The organism is Bacillus sp. ISL-18 (assembly GCF_018613415.1).
GTDB lineage: Bacteria > Bacillota > Bacilli > Bacillales > Cytobacillaceae > Neobacillus.
The window spans coordinates 13,181-29,791 of sequence record NZ_JAGGQG010000019.1; the positions used below are offsets into that span (position 1 = coordinate 13,181).

Annotated in this window: 18 protein-coding genes and 1 riboswitch; of the genes, 4 read left to right on the forward strand and 14 right to left on the reverse strand. The window is 42.0% G+C overall.

The genetic code is table 11. The features are described 5' to 3' along the window. Positions 1 to 10: 10 nt before the first annotated feature. From J7E81_RS23200 to J7E81_RS23235, 8 genes are all read right to left on the reverse strand, one after another. The gene (locus J7E81_RS23200) at positions 11 to 1,810 is read right to left on the reverse strand and encodes an assimilatory sulfite reductase (NADPH) flavoprotein subunit (RefSeq protein WP_215045957.1); all 1,800 of its coding nucleotides are present in this window, start codon (positions 1,808 to 1,810) and stop codon (positions 11 to 13) included. A 437-nt stretch (positions 1,811 to 2,247) separates the two neighbouring features. Further along, positions 2,248 to 2,973, reverse strand: coding sequence for a sirohydrochlorin chelatase (locus J7E81_RS23205; RefSeq protein ID WP_215045959.1), 726 nt, complete (start codon positions 2,971 to 2,973; stop codon positions 2,248 to 2,250). A gap of 18 nt (positions 2,974 to 2,991) precedes the next feature. After that, entirely contained in the window at positions 2,992 to 3,771 is a 780-nt protein-coding gene (gene cobA / locus J7E81_RS23210; RefSeq protein WP_215045961.1) for a uroporphyrinogen-III C-methyltransferase, read from the reverse strand. 23 nt (positions 3,772 to 3,794) lie between these two features. Continuing rightward, positions 3,795 to 4,394, reverse strand: coding sequence for an adenylyl-sulfate kinase (gene cysC, locus J7E81_RS23215; protein WP_215045963.1), 600 nt, complete (start codon positions 4,392 to 4,394; stop codon positions 3,795 to 3,797). Positions 4,395 to 4,409: 15 nt separating this feature from the next. Beyond that, complete coding sequence (gene sat / locus J7E81_RS23220) at positions 4,410 to 5,561, reverse strand: sulfate adenylyltransferase (RefSeq protein ID WP_215045965.1); 1,152 nt, start codon at positions 5,559 to 5,561, stop codon at positions 4,410 to 4,412. A gap of 64 nt (positions 5,562 to 5,625) precedes the next feature. After that, positions 5,626 to 6,693 (reverse strand): sulfate permease, encoded by a 1,068-nt coding sequence (locus tag J7E81_RS23225; RefSeq protein ID WP_215045967.1) that lies wholly within the window; start codon positions 6,691 to 6,693, stop codon positions 5,626 to 5,628. Between the two features lie 152 nt (positions 6,694 to 6,845). Beyond that, on the reverse strand, positions 6,846 to 7,562 hold the full coding sequence (locus tag J7E81_RS23230) for a phosphoadenylyl-sulfate reductase (RefSeq protein ID WP_215045969.1): 717 nt from the start codon (positions 7,560 to 7,562) through the stop codon (positions 6,846 to 6,848). Positions 7,563 to 7,637: 75 nt separating this feature from the next. Next, positions 7,638 to 7,766, reverse strand: a complete 129-nt coding sequence (locus tag J7E81_RS23235) for a YezD family protein (RefSeq protein WP_374104086.1) — start codon at positions 7,764 to 7,766, stop codon at positions 7,638 to 7,640. Between the two features lie 98 nt (positions 7,767 to 7,864). Further along, positions 7,865 to 7,966, reverse strand: a riboswitch (SAM riboswitch). A 182-nt stretch (positions 7,967 to 8,148) separates the two neighbouring features. Here J7E81_RS23235 and J7E81_RS23240 point away from each other — a divergent pair. Together J7E81_RS23240 and J7E81_RS23245 are read left to right on the forward strand one after the other, a co-directional pair. Beyond that, positions 8,149 to 8,433, forward strand: a complete 285-nt coding sequence (locus tag J7E81_RS23240) for a DUF2642 domain-containing protein (RefSeq protein WP_215045973.1) — start codon at positions 8,149 to 8,151, stop codon at positions 8,431 to 8,433. A 230-nt stretch (positions 8,434 to 8,663) separates the two neighbouring features. Then, positions 8,664 to 9,770: an AbrB family transcriptional regulator gene (locus J7E81_RS23245; RefSeq protein WP_251028832.1), complete on the forward strand. Its 1,107-nt coding sequence runs from the start codon at positions 8,664 to 8,666 to the stop codon at positions 9,768 to 9,770. Positions 9,771 to 9,824: 54 nt separating this feature from the next. On the opposite strand, the gene clpP is transcribed toward J7E81_RS23245, so the two are convergent. Then, the gene (gene clpP / locus J7E81_RS23250; protein ID WP_215045975.1) at positions 9,825 to 10,406 is read right to left on the reverse strand and encodes an ATP-dependent Clp endopeptidase proteolytic subunit ClpP; all 582 of its coding nucleotides are present in this window, start codon (positions 10,404 to 10,406) and stop codon (positions 9,825 to 9,827) included. Between the two features lie 29 nt (positions 10,407 to 10,435). After that, complete coding sequence (locus J7E81_RS23255; protein WP_215045977.1) at positions 10,436 to 11,134, reverse strand: sigma factor-like helix-turn-helix DNA-binding protein; 699 nt, start codon at positions 11,132 to 11,134, stop codon at positions 10,436 to 10,438. A 346-nt stretch (positions 11,135 to 11,480) separates the two neighbouring features. Here J7E81_RS23255 and J7E81_RS23260 point away from each other — a divergent pair, with 346 nt between their 5' ends. Beyond that, the gene (locus J7E81_RS23260; protein WP_215045979.1) at positions 11,481 to 11,678 is read left to right on the forward strand and encodes a hypothetical protein; all 198 of its coding nucleotides are present in this window, start codon (positions 11,481 to 11,483) and stop codon (positions 11,676 to 11,678) included. Positions 11,679 to 11,820: 142 nt separating this feature from the next. Here J7E81_RS23260 and J7E81_RS23265 read toward each other — a convergent pair whose 3' ends face one another. The 3 genes from J7E81_RS23265 to J7E81_RS23275 form a co-directional block, all read right to left on the reverse strand. Beyond that, the gene (locus tag J7E81_RS23265; RefSeq protein WP_215045981.1) at positions 11,821 to 13,182 is read right to left on the reverse strand and encodes an MATE family efflux transporter; all 1,362 of its coding nucleotides are present in this window, start codon (positions 13,180 to 13,182) and stop codon (positions 11,821 to 11,823) included. A 126-nt stretch (positions 13,183 to 13,308) separates the two neighbouring features. Next, entirely contained in the window at positions 13,309 to 14,157 is an 849-nt protein-coding gene (locus J7E81_RS23270) for a hypothetical protein (protein WP_251028833.1), read from the reverse strand. Between the two features lie 100 nt (positions 14,158 to 14,257). Further along, complete coding sequence (locus J7E81_RS23275) at positions 14,258 to 14,458, reverse strand: cold-shock protein (RefSeq protein WP_215045983.1); 201 nt, start codon at positions 14,456 to 14,458, stop codon at positions 14,258 to 14,260. A gap of 345 nt (positions 14,459 to 14,803) precedes the next feature. Here J7E81_RS23275 and J7E81_RS23280 point away from each other — a divergent pair, with 345 nt between their 5' ends. Further along, on the forward strand, positions 14,804 to 16,024 hold the full coding sequence (locus J7E81_RS23280; protein WP_215045985.1) for an MFS transporter: 1,221 nt from the start codon (positions 14,804 to 14,806) through the stop codon (positions 16,022 to 16,024). Between the two features lie 54 nt (positions 16,025 to 16,078). Here the strand turns inward: J7E81_RS23280 and J7E81_RS23285 are convergent, their stop codons facing one another. Next, entirely contained in the window at positions 16,079 to 16,501 is a 423-nt protein-coding gene (locus tag J7E81_RS23285) for a MarR family winged helix-turn-helix transcriptional regulator (protein ID WP_215045987.1), read from the reverse strand. Positions 16,502 to 16,611: the final 110 nt, after the last annotated feature.

The following is a 16,611-nucleotide window of genomic DNA, read 5'->3' on the forward strand; positions in this document are numbered from 1 at the left end:
CCCCTTTAAATCAATATACATCCCGCTGGTAACGTTTTTGTTGCTGCATGTCGGCAAGGTAAGCTTCTGCTTGCTCTCGGCTCATGCTGCCTTCTTTTTCAATAATATCGATGAGTGTTTGGTGAACATCATGTGCCATGTGCTTCTCATCACCACAGATGTAAACTGTGGCACCTTCTTGAAGCCATTGGAATAACTCCTGGCTGTGCTCAAGCATACGGTGCTGTACATATACCTTTTGGTCAGTGTCTCGTGAAAACGCAACATCCATTTTTGTTAAGGTTCCGTTTTTAAGCCACTTTTGCCATTCAACTTGGTAAAGGAAGTCCGTCACGTAATGTTGGTCACCGAAGAACATCCATGCTTTTCCTTCTGCACCCGTTTCTTCACGTTCCTGCATAAAGGAGCGGAATGGCGCAACACCTGTACCAGGGCCAATCATAATGATTGGGGTTTCTGCGTTTTGTGGCAATTTAAAGTTTTCGTTTTGCTGGACATACACATTAAGAATATCCCCAGGGTTTATCCGGTCCGCCACTAACGTTGAACATACGCCATTCCGACTGCGTCCATGTGCATCATAGCGTACTGCTCCGATCGTCAAATGAACTTCATCAGGGTTTGCCGCTAAGCTAGAGGCAATGGAATAAAGACGACCTGGTATTTTTCGTAATATGGAAACAAACTCCTGCGCAGTTACGTTCCAAGGAGCGTAGTCGCGAATTAAATCGATTAAATCGCGTCCATGAATATAGGCTTTTACTTCTTCTTCTTTACCTGGGGCAAGGAGATCCTGTAACGCTGCATTACCAGTCAGGTCTGCTGCTTTTTGAAGAAATGGCTTTGTTAGAACGCTAATTTCATAATAAGAAACAAGCGCATCTCGTAAAGTACGAACGTCTCCCTGTTTCACGGTTACCTTTTCATCAGGGTTCATATTTAATTCCTTGATTAATAGATCCACTAACTCTGGATCGTTGTCTGGATAAATTCCAAGGGCATCTCCTGGCTCGAATGTTAGGCCAGAACCTTCAAGCGAAATCTCAAGGTGATGGGTTTCTTTATTTGAGCCTCTGCCGTTAAGGTTGATATTTTCAAGAACTTCTGCTTTAAACGGGTTTGTTCTCGAGTAAACCGATTCGATTGCTTGGTTTACTGCCGTTTGAGCTGGTGCTTGAGTTGCTCCTGCGGCCTCGCCTAAGCTGGCTAGAACGCCTTCAAGCCATTCAGCAGCAGGTTCGTCAAAATCAACATCGCAGTCAAAGCGTGGGTATAGACGTGTACCGCCTAGTTCTTCTAGACGAGCATCAAAGTCTTTTCCTGTTTGGCAGAAAAATTCGTAAGAGCTGTCGCCAAGAGCTAAAACTGAGAAATGTAAGTCTTCTAGTTTTGGTGCTCTTTTACTATATAAGAACTCATGGAAGCTAATCGCGTTATCAGGCGGATCCCCTTCTCCATGTGTACTCGCAATGATTAGAAGATTTTGCAGTTTCTTTAGATTGTTTGGTTTAAAATCGCTCATCGCGCTGACGGTTACTTGGTATCCGTTTGCTTCAAGCGACTGTGCTGATTTTTTTGCTAGACCTTTAGAGTTCCCTGTTTGAGAACCGTAAAGAATCGTTACCTCTTTTGATATTTTTGAATTTTCGGTTGGAAGCTGCGCCAGTTGGGCTGGTGCGGTTCCCAATTGGGAGCCGGCAAGATAGCCGCTGAGCCAAACCTTTTGTGTTTCGGACAAAGTTGGCAGGAGTCTGTTAAGAAGCTCCACCTGCTCCTCTGTAAACGGGCTGTTCAATACCTGAAGTTGCAACAATACCACCTCACATGGAATTAAAAAATAATTATTTTGCAATATTATTGAGAAAATTCTCTTAGAATCTAGCATGCCATTTTTTTATGATTCAGACAACTATTATTCTAAAAATTTCTCTTTTTTTCAAAATTACTTTGATTGGGACTTTTATCCGGTTCAGCATTATGAACTACTCTTATCTGTCGGGGCTGTTCTTTTTCACGGCTTCGACAGTTATGAACCACTCTTATCTGTCGGAGCTGCTCTTTCTTCATAGCTTCGACAGTTATGAACCACTCTTATCTGTCGGAGCTGCTCTTTCTTCATAGCTTTGACAGTTATGAACCACTCTTATCTGTCGGAGCTGCTCTTTTTTCATGGCTTCGACAGTTATGAACACTTCTTATCCGTCGGAGCTGCTCTTTTTTCATGGCTTTGACAGTTATGAACTGCTCTTATTCTTCGGTAGCCCGTTCCACCACAATATCCTCAATCACCCGATGCTCGGAAAGGATACCAGTATGATAGATTTCCCAGCCCAGCTTCGTCCACTTACGAACCTCCGACGTTACTTCCGCAATCAGAAGCCCTGAGAATAACAAATAAGGAATCACAATCACCTTACCCTCAGCATCATCCATAACCGCAGCTAGCCCTTCCGGAAACCGGGGCTCCGCCGCCGCCAAATAACAGACCGAAACACCTGTGATACCAAGCCGTTCCTTCACGCCATCCTCAATCAAGCCGAAATCGGCCATTGTGGCTGGGTCACTGCTCCCTCTTCCGACAATTAGCACTCGATCCGTAAGCTCCACTGTCCCGGCGGTCTCTCGAACGAGTTCAGCGACAGCATCGAGAATTTGCCCTTGAACACCGAAAGGATCCTTAACCTTAATCGAAACATCAGGATAAGTCGAGCGTAACTCCTCAAGTACAGACGGGATATCTTGTTTGATATGCCCGGCCGCTAGTAGAAATAGCGGAACAACCGTTACTTCTGCTGCCCCTCTCTCCACACAGCGCCTAAACCCTTCTTGAATCGAAGGCTCTGTTAACTCTAAAAAACTGATCTCTTGAATCGGCACATCCACCCGCTCGCTTACTCTCGCAATGAAGGCTCTTGCCTCATCTGCTCCTTTTTTCGAGCGTGTGCCATGACCAATGTATAATACTGCTTTCATCTTCATCCCCTCCAAACACTACCCATGCACAAGCGGAAGTTTAGGAACAATTTCTTCTTGATACCAGTTTAACCGATGATGCAGCTTTACAACCTCGCCAATCACAATCATGCTTGGATTCGAGATTGCCGCTTTTTTCACAAGTTCCTCGATGGTTTCAAGCGTTCCTGCCACCGTTTGCTGATCAGCCAGTGTCCCCCAATGCACAAGGGCAATTGGAGTCTCAGGAGATTTACCGGCCTCGATGAGCTGCTCGACAATGTTCGGCAGATGGGATACCCCCATATAAATACAAAGTGTATCCACCCCATTCGCCAGATGATACCATTGGTGTTCAGCCGCCACATTGCCAGCAGCCTGATGACCGGTAATAAAAGCAAAACTTTTGCTCAAACTTCGATGGGTAACTGGAATCCCGGCATAAGCAGCAGCGGCAATCCCGGAAGTAACCCCGGGAACCACTTCAAACGGAACATCGTGTTTCACACATTCTTCCGCCTCCTCGCCGCCACGGCCGAATACAAAAGGATCTCCGCCTTTTAAGCGAACCACCTTATACCCTTTTTTAGCATACTTTACTAAAAAGTGGCTAATCGTTTCCTGCTTCATCGTATGATAATTGGGGAGTTTACCGCAGTAAACCAACTGCGCCCCTTCTTTTGCTAACTTAAGTAATTCAGGATTAACGAGCCGATCATAGAGGATGACATCGGCTTCCTGCAGGCATCGTAATCCTTTGACCGTCAGTAAATCTGGATCCCCAGGACCCGCACCTACTAAATAAACCTTGCCAGCCATGGCTGCTCATCCTTTCCGAAAGACTAGATAATGTTCTTTTCTTGCAGGTATTGAAAAATTTGGGCAACGGCTTCAGTTACCGTTAATTTATCAGATCGAATTGTAATTTCAGGACGCTCAGGTGCTTCATATGGAGAATCAATTCCAGTAAAATCTTTAATTTCACCGCGGCGTGCTTTTTCATAAAGCTTCTTAGGATCACGTGCTTCACATTGTTCAAGCGGGCAGTCAATGTATACTTCAATAAACTCACCCTCTTCAAACAACTCGCGGACCTGGTCGCGGTCGGAACGGAATGGAGAAATAAACGCAGTCGTTACGATTGCTCCACTATCCACAAAAAGTTTGGCTACTTCCCCAATTCGGCGGATATTTTCTGTCCGATCATAATCTGAAAAGCCCAGATCCTTGTTTAACCCATGGCGGATATTATCACCATCTAGAACATATTCATTAATTCCCTGACGATATAATTCACTTGAAACGGCATTAGCAATCGTTGATTTACCAGAACCGGAAAGGCCAGTAAACCAAAGAACACAGCTTCCATGACCATTTTGAGAACGGCGGTCTGCTTTTGTAACTGTTGCAGAGTGCCATGTGATATTCGTTGCTTTAGACATTGTTGTATTTCCCCCTTAGACCGTTGCGGCTTCTTCTTTCATACCTTCGATTAATACTTCTACTACTTCTTTACGGCTAAATGTAGCAGGAGGAAGAACTCCGGCACGAAGCATTTCTCTAACTTTTGTTCCAGAAAGGATCACGCGGTCTTCTTTGCTGTGCGGGCAAGTTTTATCAGATGCCATGCCTTCGCACTTTGTGCAATAGAAGCTGTGTTCAAAGAACATTGGTTTAATGCCAAGCTCGCCTTCTTCAAAATTACTGAAGATATGCTGTGCATCGTATGTTCCGTAGTAGTTGCCTACACCAGCATGGTCACGGCCAACGATAAAGTGTGTGCAGCCAAAGTTTTTGCGGGCAATCGCATGGAAAATGGCTTCTCTAGGTCCAGCATAGCGCATTGCTGCAGGATACACACCAAGCTGTACACGTTCAGCTGGATAGTAATTATCTAGTAATACACGATAGCTTTTTAAACGTACTTCTGCGGAAATATCGTCTGATTTTGTTTCCCCTACAAGCGGGCTAACGAATAGTCCATCAACCGTTTCTAATGCTGCTTTTTGGATATATTCATGAGCACGGTGGATTGGGTTTCTAGTTTGGAAACCAACAATTGTTTTCCAGCCTTTTTCTTCAAACATTGCACGAGTTTCTTTTGGCTCATGCCATACATCAGCGAATACGCCTTTATCTGATTTTTTAACCAGAACAATATCACCTGCTACATAAACAGGTCCTCTTTCATAAAGACGTTTCACGCCTGGGTGAGCGACTTCGTCAGTTTTGTAAACTTCGATGGCTTCTTTATCTAAATCTGGCTCATACCATTCAGATACTGTGATAACCCCATAAACATCGCCTTGGTGAACTAACTTGATTTCTTCTCCTACTTTAAGTGTTGCAGCAGTTTCATAGGAAACAGGCAATGTAACTGGAATCGACCAGATCGTATTGTCAGCTAAACGCATGTTAGAAACAACATTTTCATAGTCTGCTTTCCCAAGGAACCCTGTAAGCGGGCTAAAAAGGCCAACACCAATCAACTCAAGATCACTCAATGCAATCGCATCAATTTCAATCTCTTTTTCGATGTTTGTTAAATCATAAGTTGGGTCAAATGCTTGAATTAGTTTTCCTCCATGAGGTGCTGGTAAAAATGACACGGTTAATCAAGTCCTTTCTTTTTCAAAAAAATAATTTATCAAATAAAATATGAAACTAACAAATTTAATCTTTCACAATCTCCTGGTGTACCGCCATACCTGGTTTCTGTCTTTTCATTAATGACATGACACCAAAGACGGAAATTAACACACCTGCCATTGCGATGATGGGATAAAAGTTATGTTCAATCAACATTTGAATCATTGTATATGATAATACCATGGATAAAACTGGCGATACAATCCAAACTGTAAGCAGCTGTACAACAATATCTTTTTTCAAAACAGATTTGCCGTTTTTAGCAAAGCCTATTCCAATAATCGAGGAGGTCGTAATTTGTGTCAGCGGTACTGGAATCCCAAAAACAGAAGCGATCGTCACTATCGTTGCGCCTGTTCCAGAGATAACGCAGCCCTCTTCTAAGCGCAGTTTCGTGATTTTCTTCCCGTTGGTTTCAAGGACACGATAACCAAGGAGCAATGCCCCGCCGGCTACAAACAACCCGCCCCAGAAAATCCCGTTCTCCGTCGAAATGATTTTAGCTCCGACTAACGGACCAACCGCATTGGCTACATTATTCATTCCTGCCGAGAAGGCTTCAAACAGGCCCATAAAAACGACTAGCACGGACAGATATGGCACTGCCTTCGGTGCTTCCATCCATTTTTTAAGAAGTTTATTTTTTAATAGAAACGTGACACTAATCGCAATAATAAAGGCAACAAATGGGGTAAGCAGCCAGAATAACAAAATCCAAACGAGTTTACTGATTAACACAGATTGGTAGACAATCCCGGCCCCAATGACAGCTCCCACCGCAACTTCGCTCGTCGAAAGCGGAATTCCAAATAGGTTTGCTAGAAACAGTGACAATGCTGCTGAAGTTAACACAATTAAGGCGATAGGGATTGTAAACGTACTGCTAGGTACAATTCCGCTGCCTAACGTTTTAACCACTTCTCCGCCACCAAGCCATGCGCCAAAGAATACGGTGATACTGCAGAGCAGCAATGCGAGCGGCTTTTTGATTACGCCAGCCCCGTAGGCAATCCCCATGGAAGCGGCTGCCCCGCTTGCACCTATATTAATAGCAAAAAATAAACCAATCGTCACTGCAATGATTGTGAGCAAATACAATACCCTCCTTTAATCCCGCATTACGGACGATCCACCTTTACTCTAAAGGTATGATAGATTAAGAGACCGAAGCGGCGGGGACCGCCCGTCATGCCAGATTGGCCAAACAACCAAGTGGGGATTTCCACTGTGGTGGAGGCTTTAGCTTATCGGGTATGTAAGCCGCATTCTGTCTTACCGCTGCCCGACCAGCGTCCTGCACGTGAATCGCCGCCATCCCCAACCGGCTTTGTACAAGGGAAACAGCCGATGCTTGGATAGTTCTGATCATGCAAGGTGTTGTATGGAAGATCCTTACTTCTGATGTACTCCCAAACTTCATCCCATGTCCAATGAATCAATGGGCAAATTTTAATATTCTCGAATTTATCATCTTTATTAAGGAATTCTGTGTTGGCTCTGGTTGGTGACTGTTCACGGCGAAGTCCTGAGATCCACGCTTGTTTAGCGGTTAATGTTTCCCTCAAAGGAATCACCTTGCGAATATTACAGCACTGATTGGCATCCCTTAGCCACAGCGCTGAGCCATATTCTGCGGCTTGTTCATCTAGACTTACCTTCGGTTGTTTCCGCTCAATTCTTAATGTTGGGAAACGGGCTTCGATTTTGTCGATGACCTCGTAAGTTTCAGGAAAATGCAGCCCGGTGTCTAAGAACACGATATGGGCATCTGGCTTTACTTGCTGAATCAGGTCAATTAACACAATTGCTTCTGCTCCGAAACTGGATGCGTAGACGATGTCTTGATCGGCGTACGTGTTGTATGCCCACTTTAAAACAGAAAGTGCCCCTTTTGTTTCATCCTCGAAAGGAAATGTGTCGGAAATTTGTTGCCAATTTTGATAGGTAATTGCAGCGGTCATGCTATATGCCTCCTTTTCTTCATAAAAAAACGTCTTCCTGGGCGGCTGACGTTGAGACAGCCTCCAGATGCCTGGTCAGCAGTTTTTATTTTGTTTAAGCCGAACCTTTTCATTTTTTTCTATTTGTACAATCTTGCCATCCTGAACCACTAGTGTAATCGAGCCAAATTGTAAAGAAACCAGCATATTCTCTAAATGCGTGATAAGTTCTTGTCTTTCAATAGCGTTCAGCTTATTCGCCTCCTTTTTACAAAAAACGCCTTTCCCACTTTAGGAAAGGCGCTCACGAAAGTCCAGTAAACACCTTATCTACCAAAATGAAAAACATTTTGCTGGAATTGGCACCTTGCTTGGCAGGTTGCCGGGCTTCAACGGGCCAGTCCCTAAGCCTCTCTAGATAAGAATAATTGATTGATGTGATTAATCCTACCATACCAATAGGATTTATGTAAATAAAAAAATATAAAATTTAAAAAATTCTTCATTGCCATCTTTTTAGGGTGAACTTTTAGCAAAAAAATTTCTTTAAACCAATGCCCTTTTTTGATTGTTTGCATTTACTGTAATGTGAAGGAGGATGAGGAATGTGACGGAATTGAATTTTCATCAAATTGCCCATGAATTGTTAAAAAAGGAAGTAGAAGTCGTTACTCTGCAAGGGAATTTTACTGGCAGGCTTCTTGAGGTTGGCAGAGATGTGATTGTATTGGAATCGAGAGGAAGGGGCCGAAACCGAGTTTTGGCGATTAGAATCGAAACGATCGTAGCGATTTTCCGAGTAGAAAATTTTATACCTAGAGGACCATTTGGGTTTGGACCTGGGGAAGTCGAGGAGTCATCAGAACATCATGAAAGCAGCAGTAGTCATTAAGACTGCTTCCCAAGAGAAAGCAATCCTATGCTTTCTCTTTTTTTGCAACAAAATCATCCCGTTACCGATGGATTTTCCGAAAGCTATATACATAAGGAAGGGCCCTTACCTCCATAATGTTTCTCATTACCCTTTTACACATCATCGTGCTAAAATAATGAAATGAATGGGGATCTGACTCCCTCACAAGAAGCACACGGTTAAAAACTAATAGACAAGAAGGGTTTTTTTTGAATCATTCACTAATGAATCTAGACAATAAAATACTTCGTTTTACTGTTACTCTGGTAACAGCTTTCATTGGGGGAGTAGTGTTCTCATTCCTTCATACCCCGATTCCATGGCTGCTTGGGCCAATGGCAGCTGTCTTAATCGGCGCAAGGTTTGGAAAAATTACGTTTTACTGGCCGGTTGCGATTCGTGATACAGGCTTAATTGTTGTCGGGTATTCGATTGGCTTATCCTTTACAAAAGACGCGCTCTTACAAATTATCGCCAAACTTCCTTCGATGTTGCTGATGACGACTTTGCTTGTCCTCTTTTGTGCCGGAATTGCCTGGATCGTTTCTAAATTAACCGGTGTTGACTATCCAACTGTCTTGACCGGAAGTATACCAGGCGGACTTTCGCAGATGATTATTTTTGCGGAAGAAATGAAAGGAATTGATATAACGACGGTGACGTTCCTGCAAGTGGCACGTTTGATGATGATTATCTTCGTCGTTCCCTTTCTAATCCTGGGTCCATTGTTTCATCATCCAGGAAGCGGTGCGGCAGTGGATGTAGTAAATCATGCCACACAAGTATCAGGTCCGGTATTTCCTAATTTTATTATCTTAGCGATGATCTGTGTAGTGTGTGCTTTCCTGGCGCGGAAACTTAAATTTCCTACTCCTAATTTATTGGGACCGATCCTTGGCACTGCGATTGCCGGTATTTCGGGTCTGCATGGCCCTGTCTTGCCGCCATCTGTTTTGGACATTTCGCAGTTTATGATTGGCTCCTATATTGGGTTATTATTGAAACCCGAAAAACTAGAGCATAAAGCGAAGGTCATTAGCCTTGCGTTTTTAAGCGGTCTGTTGATGATTGTCGGGTCTGTCGGCTTAGGGCTGCTGCTCATTTATTTTTACCATATTACACCGTCGACAAGCCTTTTGAGCCTGGCACCGGGAGGGATGGATCAGATGGCCATCCTCGCTCATGAAGTCAATGCTGATTTATCGATGGTCACGGGCTATCAACTATTCCGGCTCTTTTTCATCTATTTTGTCGTCCCGCCGATGCTGCGGCTGTTTTTTAAAGTGGGGTCTAAAAAAATAAAGAGACCCGCATAAGTCTCTCATAAAAAAAGCAATGCGATTGAAGTGCACCGCATTGCTTTTTTGCTATTATTTTGGGGAAAGGATTTCATCAATAATCCCGTATGCTTTCGCTTCTTCTGCACTCATAAAATAATCCCGGTCCGTATCTTTGGCCACTTTCTCAACTGGCTGGCCTGTTCGGTCTGCTATGATTTGATTAATGTGTTCTCTAAGTTTAAGGATGCGCCGGGCCGAAATTTCGATTTCGGTTGCCTGCCCTCTCGCTCCCCCCAATGGCTGATGAATCATAATTTCACTATTCGGGAGTGCGCACCGCTTCCCTTTTGTTCCAGCTAATAGTAACATGGCGCCAAAGGAAGCAGCCATACCTGTGCAGATCGTCCGAACATCAGGCTTAATAATTTGCATGGTATCATAGATAGCAAATCCTGCAGTAGTCGAGCCGCCTGGGCTGTTTATATAGAGCGAAATCTCCCTTTCCGGATCATCTGCCGCTAAAAATAATAACTGCGCGACTACGCTGTTGGCGGTATGATCCGTGATTTCCTCTCCTATGATGATAATTCTGTCCTTTAATAGTCGGGAATAAATATCGTAAGAACGCTCACCGCGATTGGATTGTTCAATTACATATGGTATCGTACTCATTGTTTATCCTCCTTGAAGCGTTTATTAGGCTAAGCAGCCATACAGAGAGTGCTTGAAGGAGATTGATTTTTAGAAGATGACATTGAATAGAAACTTGTGACGGTACTGATTGCCGTTATCGAAGGAATGGCCTCTATTAATACAGATGGATCCTGTTCTTTTAAGGCTTCATAAAAAATTCCCGTCAGCGCCTCTTTTTCTTTTTCACTCCAAAATAAATCGACTGAAAAAGGTTCATCTTCCTCTATTGCTTTTGCCAGCCGATTTTTTCCGCGATGAAGACTGGCCTTTACAGCCGTTTCGGTTGAGTCTAGAATCTCAGCAATTTCCTTTAGCTGATATTGAAATGCCTCTTTTAGCAAATAGATAACGGCCTGTTTAGGCGTAAATTTATTGATTAGCATTTCAACTGCATTCGTTACTTCATCGAGTTGTTTCGTTAATTCGTAGCTGGAGATATCTAGTTCAGCCTCAGGCCTTTCCTGTTTTCTTTTTCGAAGCTGATCGATCCAATGATGATAGGCAATTTTGTTTAGCAAACCCGTACTCATTTGATGCTGATGATATTTCAGCGCCTTCAGATAGGTCTCCTGTGCGATGTCATCTCCATCCCATTTGTTCTGGGCTAAAAACCGGCAATAACGTTGTAATTTAGGATAGATTTCAGCCCAGTGGTTCTCTTCCTCCATTGAACCCATGGTCCTGGTTGGGTTAAGCTTTACTGACATGTGTTTCACTCCTTTTGCACTCTCTGCTTTATAAACGTTTTAAGAAGGAACAAAAGATACGGGTTAAATAAATTATTTTATTTTATTATATGTTAGTTTGAGCAGGATCACATAAACTGATGGATTTATATTATCTGTTTACATAATATTATTATTTAGCATGTAAAAAATATGTAAATTCTAAACTATTAAGTTAATAAGGCTTGAATTACACGGAAAGACATCCTACAATGGTTGTAGCTTCGATTGAAAAAAATGGGGTTTATTTTGATGATAAATAACCATGGATTATTTTGGTCAGCCTGATATAATCCAATTTAAACAATACATGTTAAAGGTGGGCATTATGGAGAACACAAGTCGATATGTTGTCAACGCACTTGGAAAAGGTGGGGAAACATATTATACTCTTTGTAAAGACAAACAAGAATTACAGAAATGGATCCACAACAATCGTGAAAAATTAGTTATGGATGAACTGATCATAAAGGATAAAAAACAAAGTTTATTCTCCAAATGGTTCGGCCTAAAAAAACTATATTAACAACAGACGCCATTCCCTAACAGGAATGGCGTCTTCTTTTTGAACTGGTGTCAGGCACCATTTATAACCTTCCCCATAATAGAATCGTAGAAAGATTGTTAATGGTGCCTGACACCCTTTCAGTTATTGGTGCCTGACACCTCTATTGTGTTGCTGCGGCGCTGTATCTATTCTTTTGGATATGGATGAGTCTGATGGATAGGGCGATTCCTGCGGCGAGCAGGCCGATGGTGAGTCCGATCCAGTATCCTCTTGCACCTAGGCCGGTGAAATTGGCTAGTAGGTAGCCCGCTGGCAGGCAGATGAGCCAGTAGGCAACTAGTGTCATGATAAAAGCAATATTTACGTCTTTATAGCCCCTTAATGCCGCTTGTGCCGTTGCCTGGATTGCATCGCAGATTTGGAAAAACAAGGCAAAAATTAAAAAGTTCGCTGTTAAGTTAATAACGGCCGCTTCAGTCGAGTAAAGTCCGGCCACCTGATAACGAAATGCCACGACGACCAATCCCGTCCCAATCGCAATTAACACCGCAATCCCAACGCCTAACCAACTGTACTGTTTGGCATCTTTATATCTTTTAGCCCCGACTTCATAGCCGACAAGCACGGTTAACGCTGTTGAAATACTAATCGGAATCATGTAAATGAACGAGACCACATTTAAAGCCGACTGGTATGCGGCGATGGTCGTTACATTAAACTTGCTTAACAGGATCGTCACAATCGCAAACACGGTGGTCTCGAAGAAAACGGACAGCCCCATTGGCACACCGATCTGTAGAATTTCCTTACACTGTTCCCAGGAAAACTCTTTTACCTTTGAAAAGATTTGAAAGGAAGAAAACGGATCCTGTTTTTTTACGATAAATATAGTCATTCCTAAAAAGATCCAATCAGTGATGGCCGTGGCATAACCTGCCCCTACTCCGCCAAGCTCTGGAAACCCAAACTTTCCAAAAATAAGGACATAGTTCAATACCAGATTGATCGGTAATGATAACAGCATAATCACCATAATGACACGCGTTTTACCTAAGGCATAAATAAACGACCTTAGCACATTAAAAATAAATAGTGGCAGCAATCCATAACTTAGTCCCACCAAATAATCAAAAGCGGTTTCTTGAACTCTAGGTGAAAGCTTCATGAGATCAAGGATCGGGCTTAGAAAAAAATATCCAAGAACGATAATGATAACAGCAATGATAACGGAAAGTAATATTCCATGTTTGACGACCGTCGCTACTTCGTCATGCTTTTTTTGTCCAAATCGCTGGGCGGCAATCGGGGACACGGCCAGAAAGATCCCGCTAATGCCATTAAAGACTGGACTCCAGATTGAAGTGCCAATGGCCACTCCTGCTAAATCAGAACTACTATATCTTCCTGACATGATTGTATTGAAAAAGACCATGGAAAACATGCCAAGTTGCGTAATTAAGATCGGTACTAACAAAACAAAGATTTGTTTTGTCTTTTCTTTAAGTGTAAACGTTTGATTCATGGTATGAAGGCTCCTATAAAAAAATAAAAATCCGAAATTTCATTATACCCTACTATGGATTAATTTTCCTCATAAAGTTTAAACTATCTGTTTACAAGCTAAAAAAATAGGACCTGATGACAAGTCCTATTTCTTAACAATTTTGGATGGATTATTAATTTTATACAACACTTTAGCATCGACCACAAAATCCTCGGGGGCATCCTTGCCTTTCCCCATTTTCTTGGCAGCCACTTTTCCATCGAATTCTAGTAAATCCCCTGCTGCCAATTCGAATTTTTTCAAGGTCTTACTATGGCTGCACCAAGCTAGTCCCAAATCAATGGGAGTCTCCTGAACAATTTGCACGTTTTCCAATACGACCACTTCATCATTTTCTTCATTAAAAGGATTGTAGACAAGGGCAAACTGTTTCACAGCAGCTGTAAAATGGACTTTATCAGCAGGCAGTTCGATTTTTGGTGCTTTCTCCTTTTTGGGCTTGGGTTCCTTAGCAGTTTTCGCGGCCTTTTCTTTTTTGGGAGTGTCTTGGGGTGGTACCGTTTCAGTTTCCTGGGCTGCCTCTTCTGATTTTGGCTCTGCACCCTCATTTGAAGGATCTTTTTCGTCAAGATTAATTAAACTCTCTTTGCCAAAACTGGATTGCTGCATTTCTTTTAAAAATGCCGGGTGGATACAGGTCAAATTTCCATCTTGGAATTCAATTACTAAGGTGTTAAATTCTCCAGTATTGCCATAGGTTTCATAACCTTTAATGGTTACAAGACGCTGATAGTTGCCTTCTTTATACCAAAATTCCTTTTTTGCTGCCGGCAATCCCCATTCCTTGAGTTTTTCTTTAAAATGATCGTCATCGCGGAATGGTTCATAGTCTCCTTTTGGCGGAATATATTTAGTTAAATCAGACTGTTCGATTTGTGTACGCAGAATGGCCATAACGACAAATCCCTCCATTACATATGTATGTTCTTTCATTATACCATTTATTTCAGAAAAGAATAATTTACCACAACAGGAGGAAATCAGCATAAAAAAAAGACTCTCCAATGAGAGTCTTTTTATATATGGCTTAAAATTATAATTTACGAACGTTAGAAGCTTGTGGTCCACGTTGACCTTGTTCAACGTCAAAAGATACTGCTTGACCTTCGTCTAAAGATTTGAAGCCTTCGCCTTGGATTGCAGAGAAGTGAACGAATACGTCGTCTCCAGCTTCCCGCTCGATAAATCCAAAACCTTTTTCTGCATTAAACCATTTTACTTTACCTTGTTCCATGTGTGGTTCCTCCTGCTGTGTGCTTTGCACACAATTTGTTACTATCCTTGCTCAAATCTTCAAGACAAAAAGCAGTTATCACTTTAACGTTCTTTCCGACTCACAAAAATAATTCTACTTAAATATAGCAGATAGAACGGAAGAAAGCAAACTCATTTGCAATTTTTGTTTTTTTTGGTAGAAAAGTCCGCCATCCAAATATGTCCTTTTGACCATATTCTGCAAGCCTTTTCACGAAATATTTAGCGTTACTAAATTTTTTATAAACATCTAAATTTTCTCTATTAGATTATGGTATTTGATTGTATAATTACTAAGAATTTAAAAAGAAATTGGTGATGGCACATGAGGACTTATAACGAAAAGATCAGTATTTATCATGGAATGGTGTCTACCATTGCAGTGAATCTGGCAAGCAACTATTTTCCTATCTTTGCAATCTCTATTTTAGGGGCCACCAATTATCAAGTGGGGTTAATCAGTTCCCTCCCGCCCTTGGTCGCGCTGATTATGACCGTTCCAGCCGCTATTTTATTGAACCGATTGGAATTGCAAAAGAAAACGGTTGCCATGTCAGTCCTTTGGGCGAGAATCATGTTTTTACTGCTGGCAGGAGTCATTTTTATTCATTCTTCCTACCAAGCATGGTCTTTTTTGATTATTGTAGCCCTTATGAATGTTCCGGGTACGATCTCGAACATTGGCTGGCAGACATTAATTAGCGGGATGATCAAAGAAAAACGGCGTGGAGCCTTTTTCAGTGACCGGAACCGTCTCTTAACAGTTGTGGGCATGATCACTACTTTAATTATCGGGGTTGTGATGAAAAGTCAGACCCATCATGCGTGGGCCTATCAAATTTTATTCATCATCGCTTTCGTTTTTGGCATACTAGAAGTACTTTTTTTAATGAAGCATCGAGAAAAACCACAAGTGAAGCTGGCGCAAAAAAAATCATCGATGGATTGGTCGATTTTTAAGGACCCAGGATACAAGTGGTTCCTGATTACTGCTCTTTGCTTTAATTTTACTTGGCAAATGGCATGGGGTTTATTCAATATCTATAATGTCCGTTATGTTCATGCTACCATTCTATGGATCAGTATTTTTTCGGTTGCCAATCAGCTAGTGCAGATTTTCTCGTTCCCCTTATGGAAAAAATGGGCTGAGCATAAATCTAACACGCTTGTGTTGGTTTGGGTAGCAGTAGGGATGGCAACAGCTCCCGTTTTAAACATCATCTCGACCAATGTATATTATATTACCTTTGTTTCGATGACATCCGGATTCTTTGTTTCCGGTACCACGCTTTTATTGTTTAATCTATTATTGGAGCAATCGCCAGAGGAAAAGAGAACGTATTGTATTACTACCTATAATGTCCTCTTATCCTTCGTCGCTTTTATTGCTCCGCAAATCGGGATTTGGTTCTTAGAAATCTCCAACATGAGAATATCAATGGAAATTTGTACACTCTTACGGTTTATCAGCGCGTTTGTCTTTTTCCTCATGTATATAAAAATTATGCGAACCAAAAAAGCAACCAAAATCATGTCATCTATATAGTAATAATGGTGTCAGGCACCAAACGTGGACACTGTCCTTCTGGAATGGACAGTGCTACTTGTCATCGATGGGGTTCATTTTGCGGAGTAAAGTAAATAATTGGTCCGTTTCTTGTGTGGTTAAGTGCTGGGTTAATCGCTGGTGGGAGCGATCTAATAGTTGGATCAGGATTGGATAAAATTCCAGTCCTTTTTGGGTTGGATATAATTGATAGGAACGACGGTCTTCCACATCTAAAACACGTTCGATGTAGCCGGCTTCTTCCAATTGTTTAACGGCCCTAGCTGTGGTCGCCTTATCAAATTTTAGTTCTGTCGTTAATTTATCTTGATTGACTCCGGGACATCTTAAAATTTCAATTAGAAAACTATGTTGTCCCCCGCCGCCGATGTAGAACGGTTTAAGTTCTTTTGTCAGGAATTTTTGGTGCTGTCGATTTAGCTGTGAAATCAGCTTGCCGATCGGTTTTCTTTCCATGTTCATCCCTCATTAAATGTGTCAATAATATCAAGATTATCTTATTTTAGTTGCAAGTGCAACTATATCCAGTTACACTCTATACACAGATAGTTGCACAAGCAACTAAA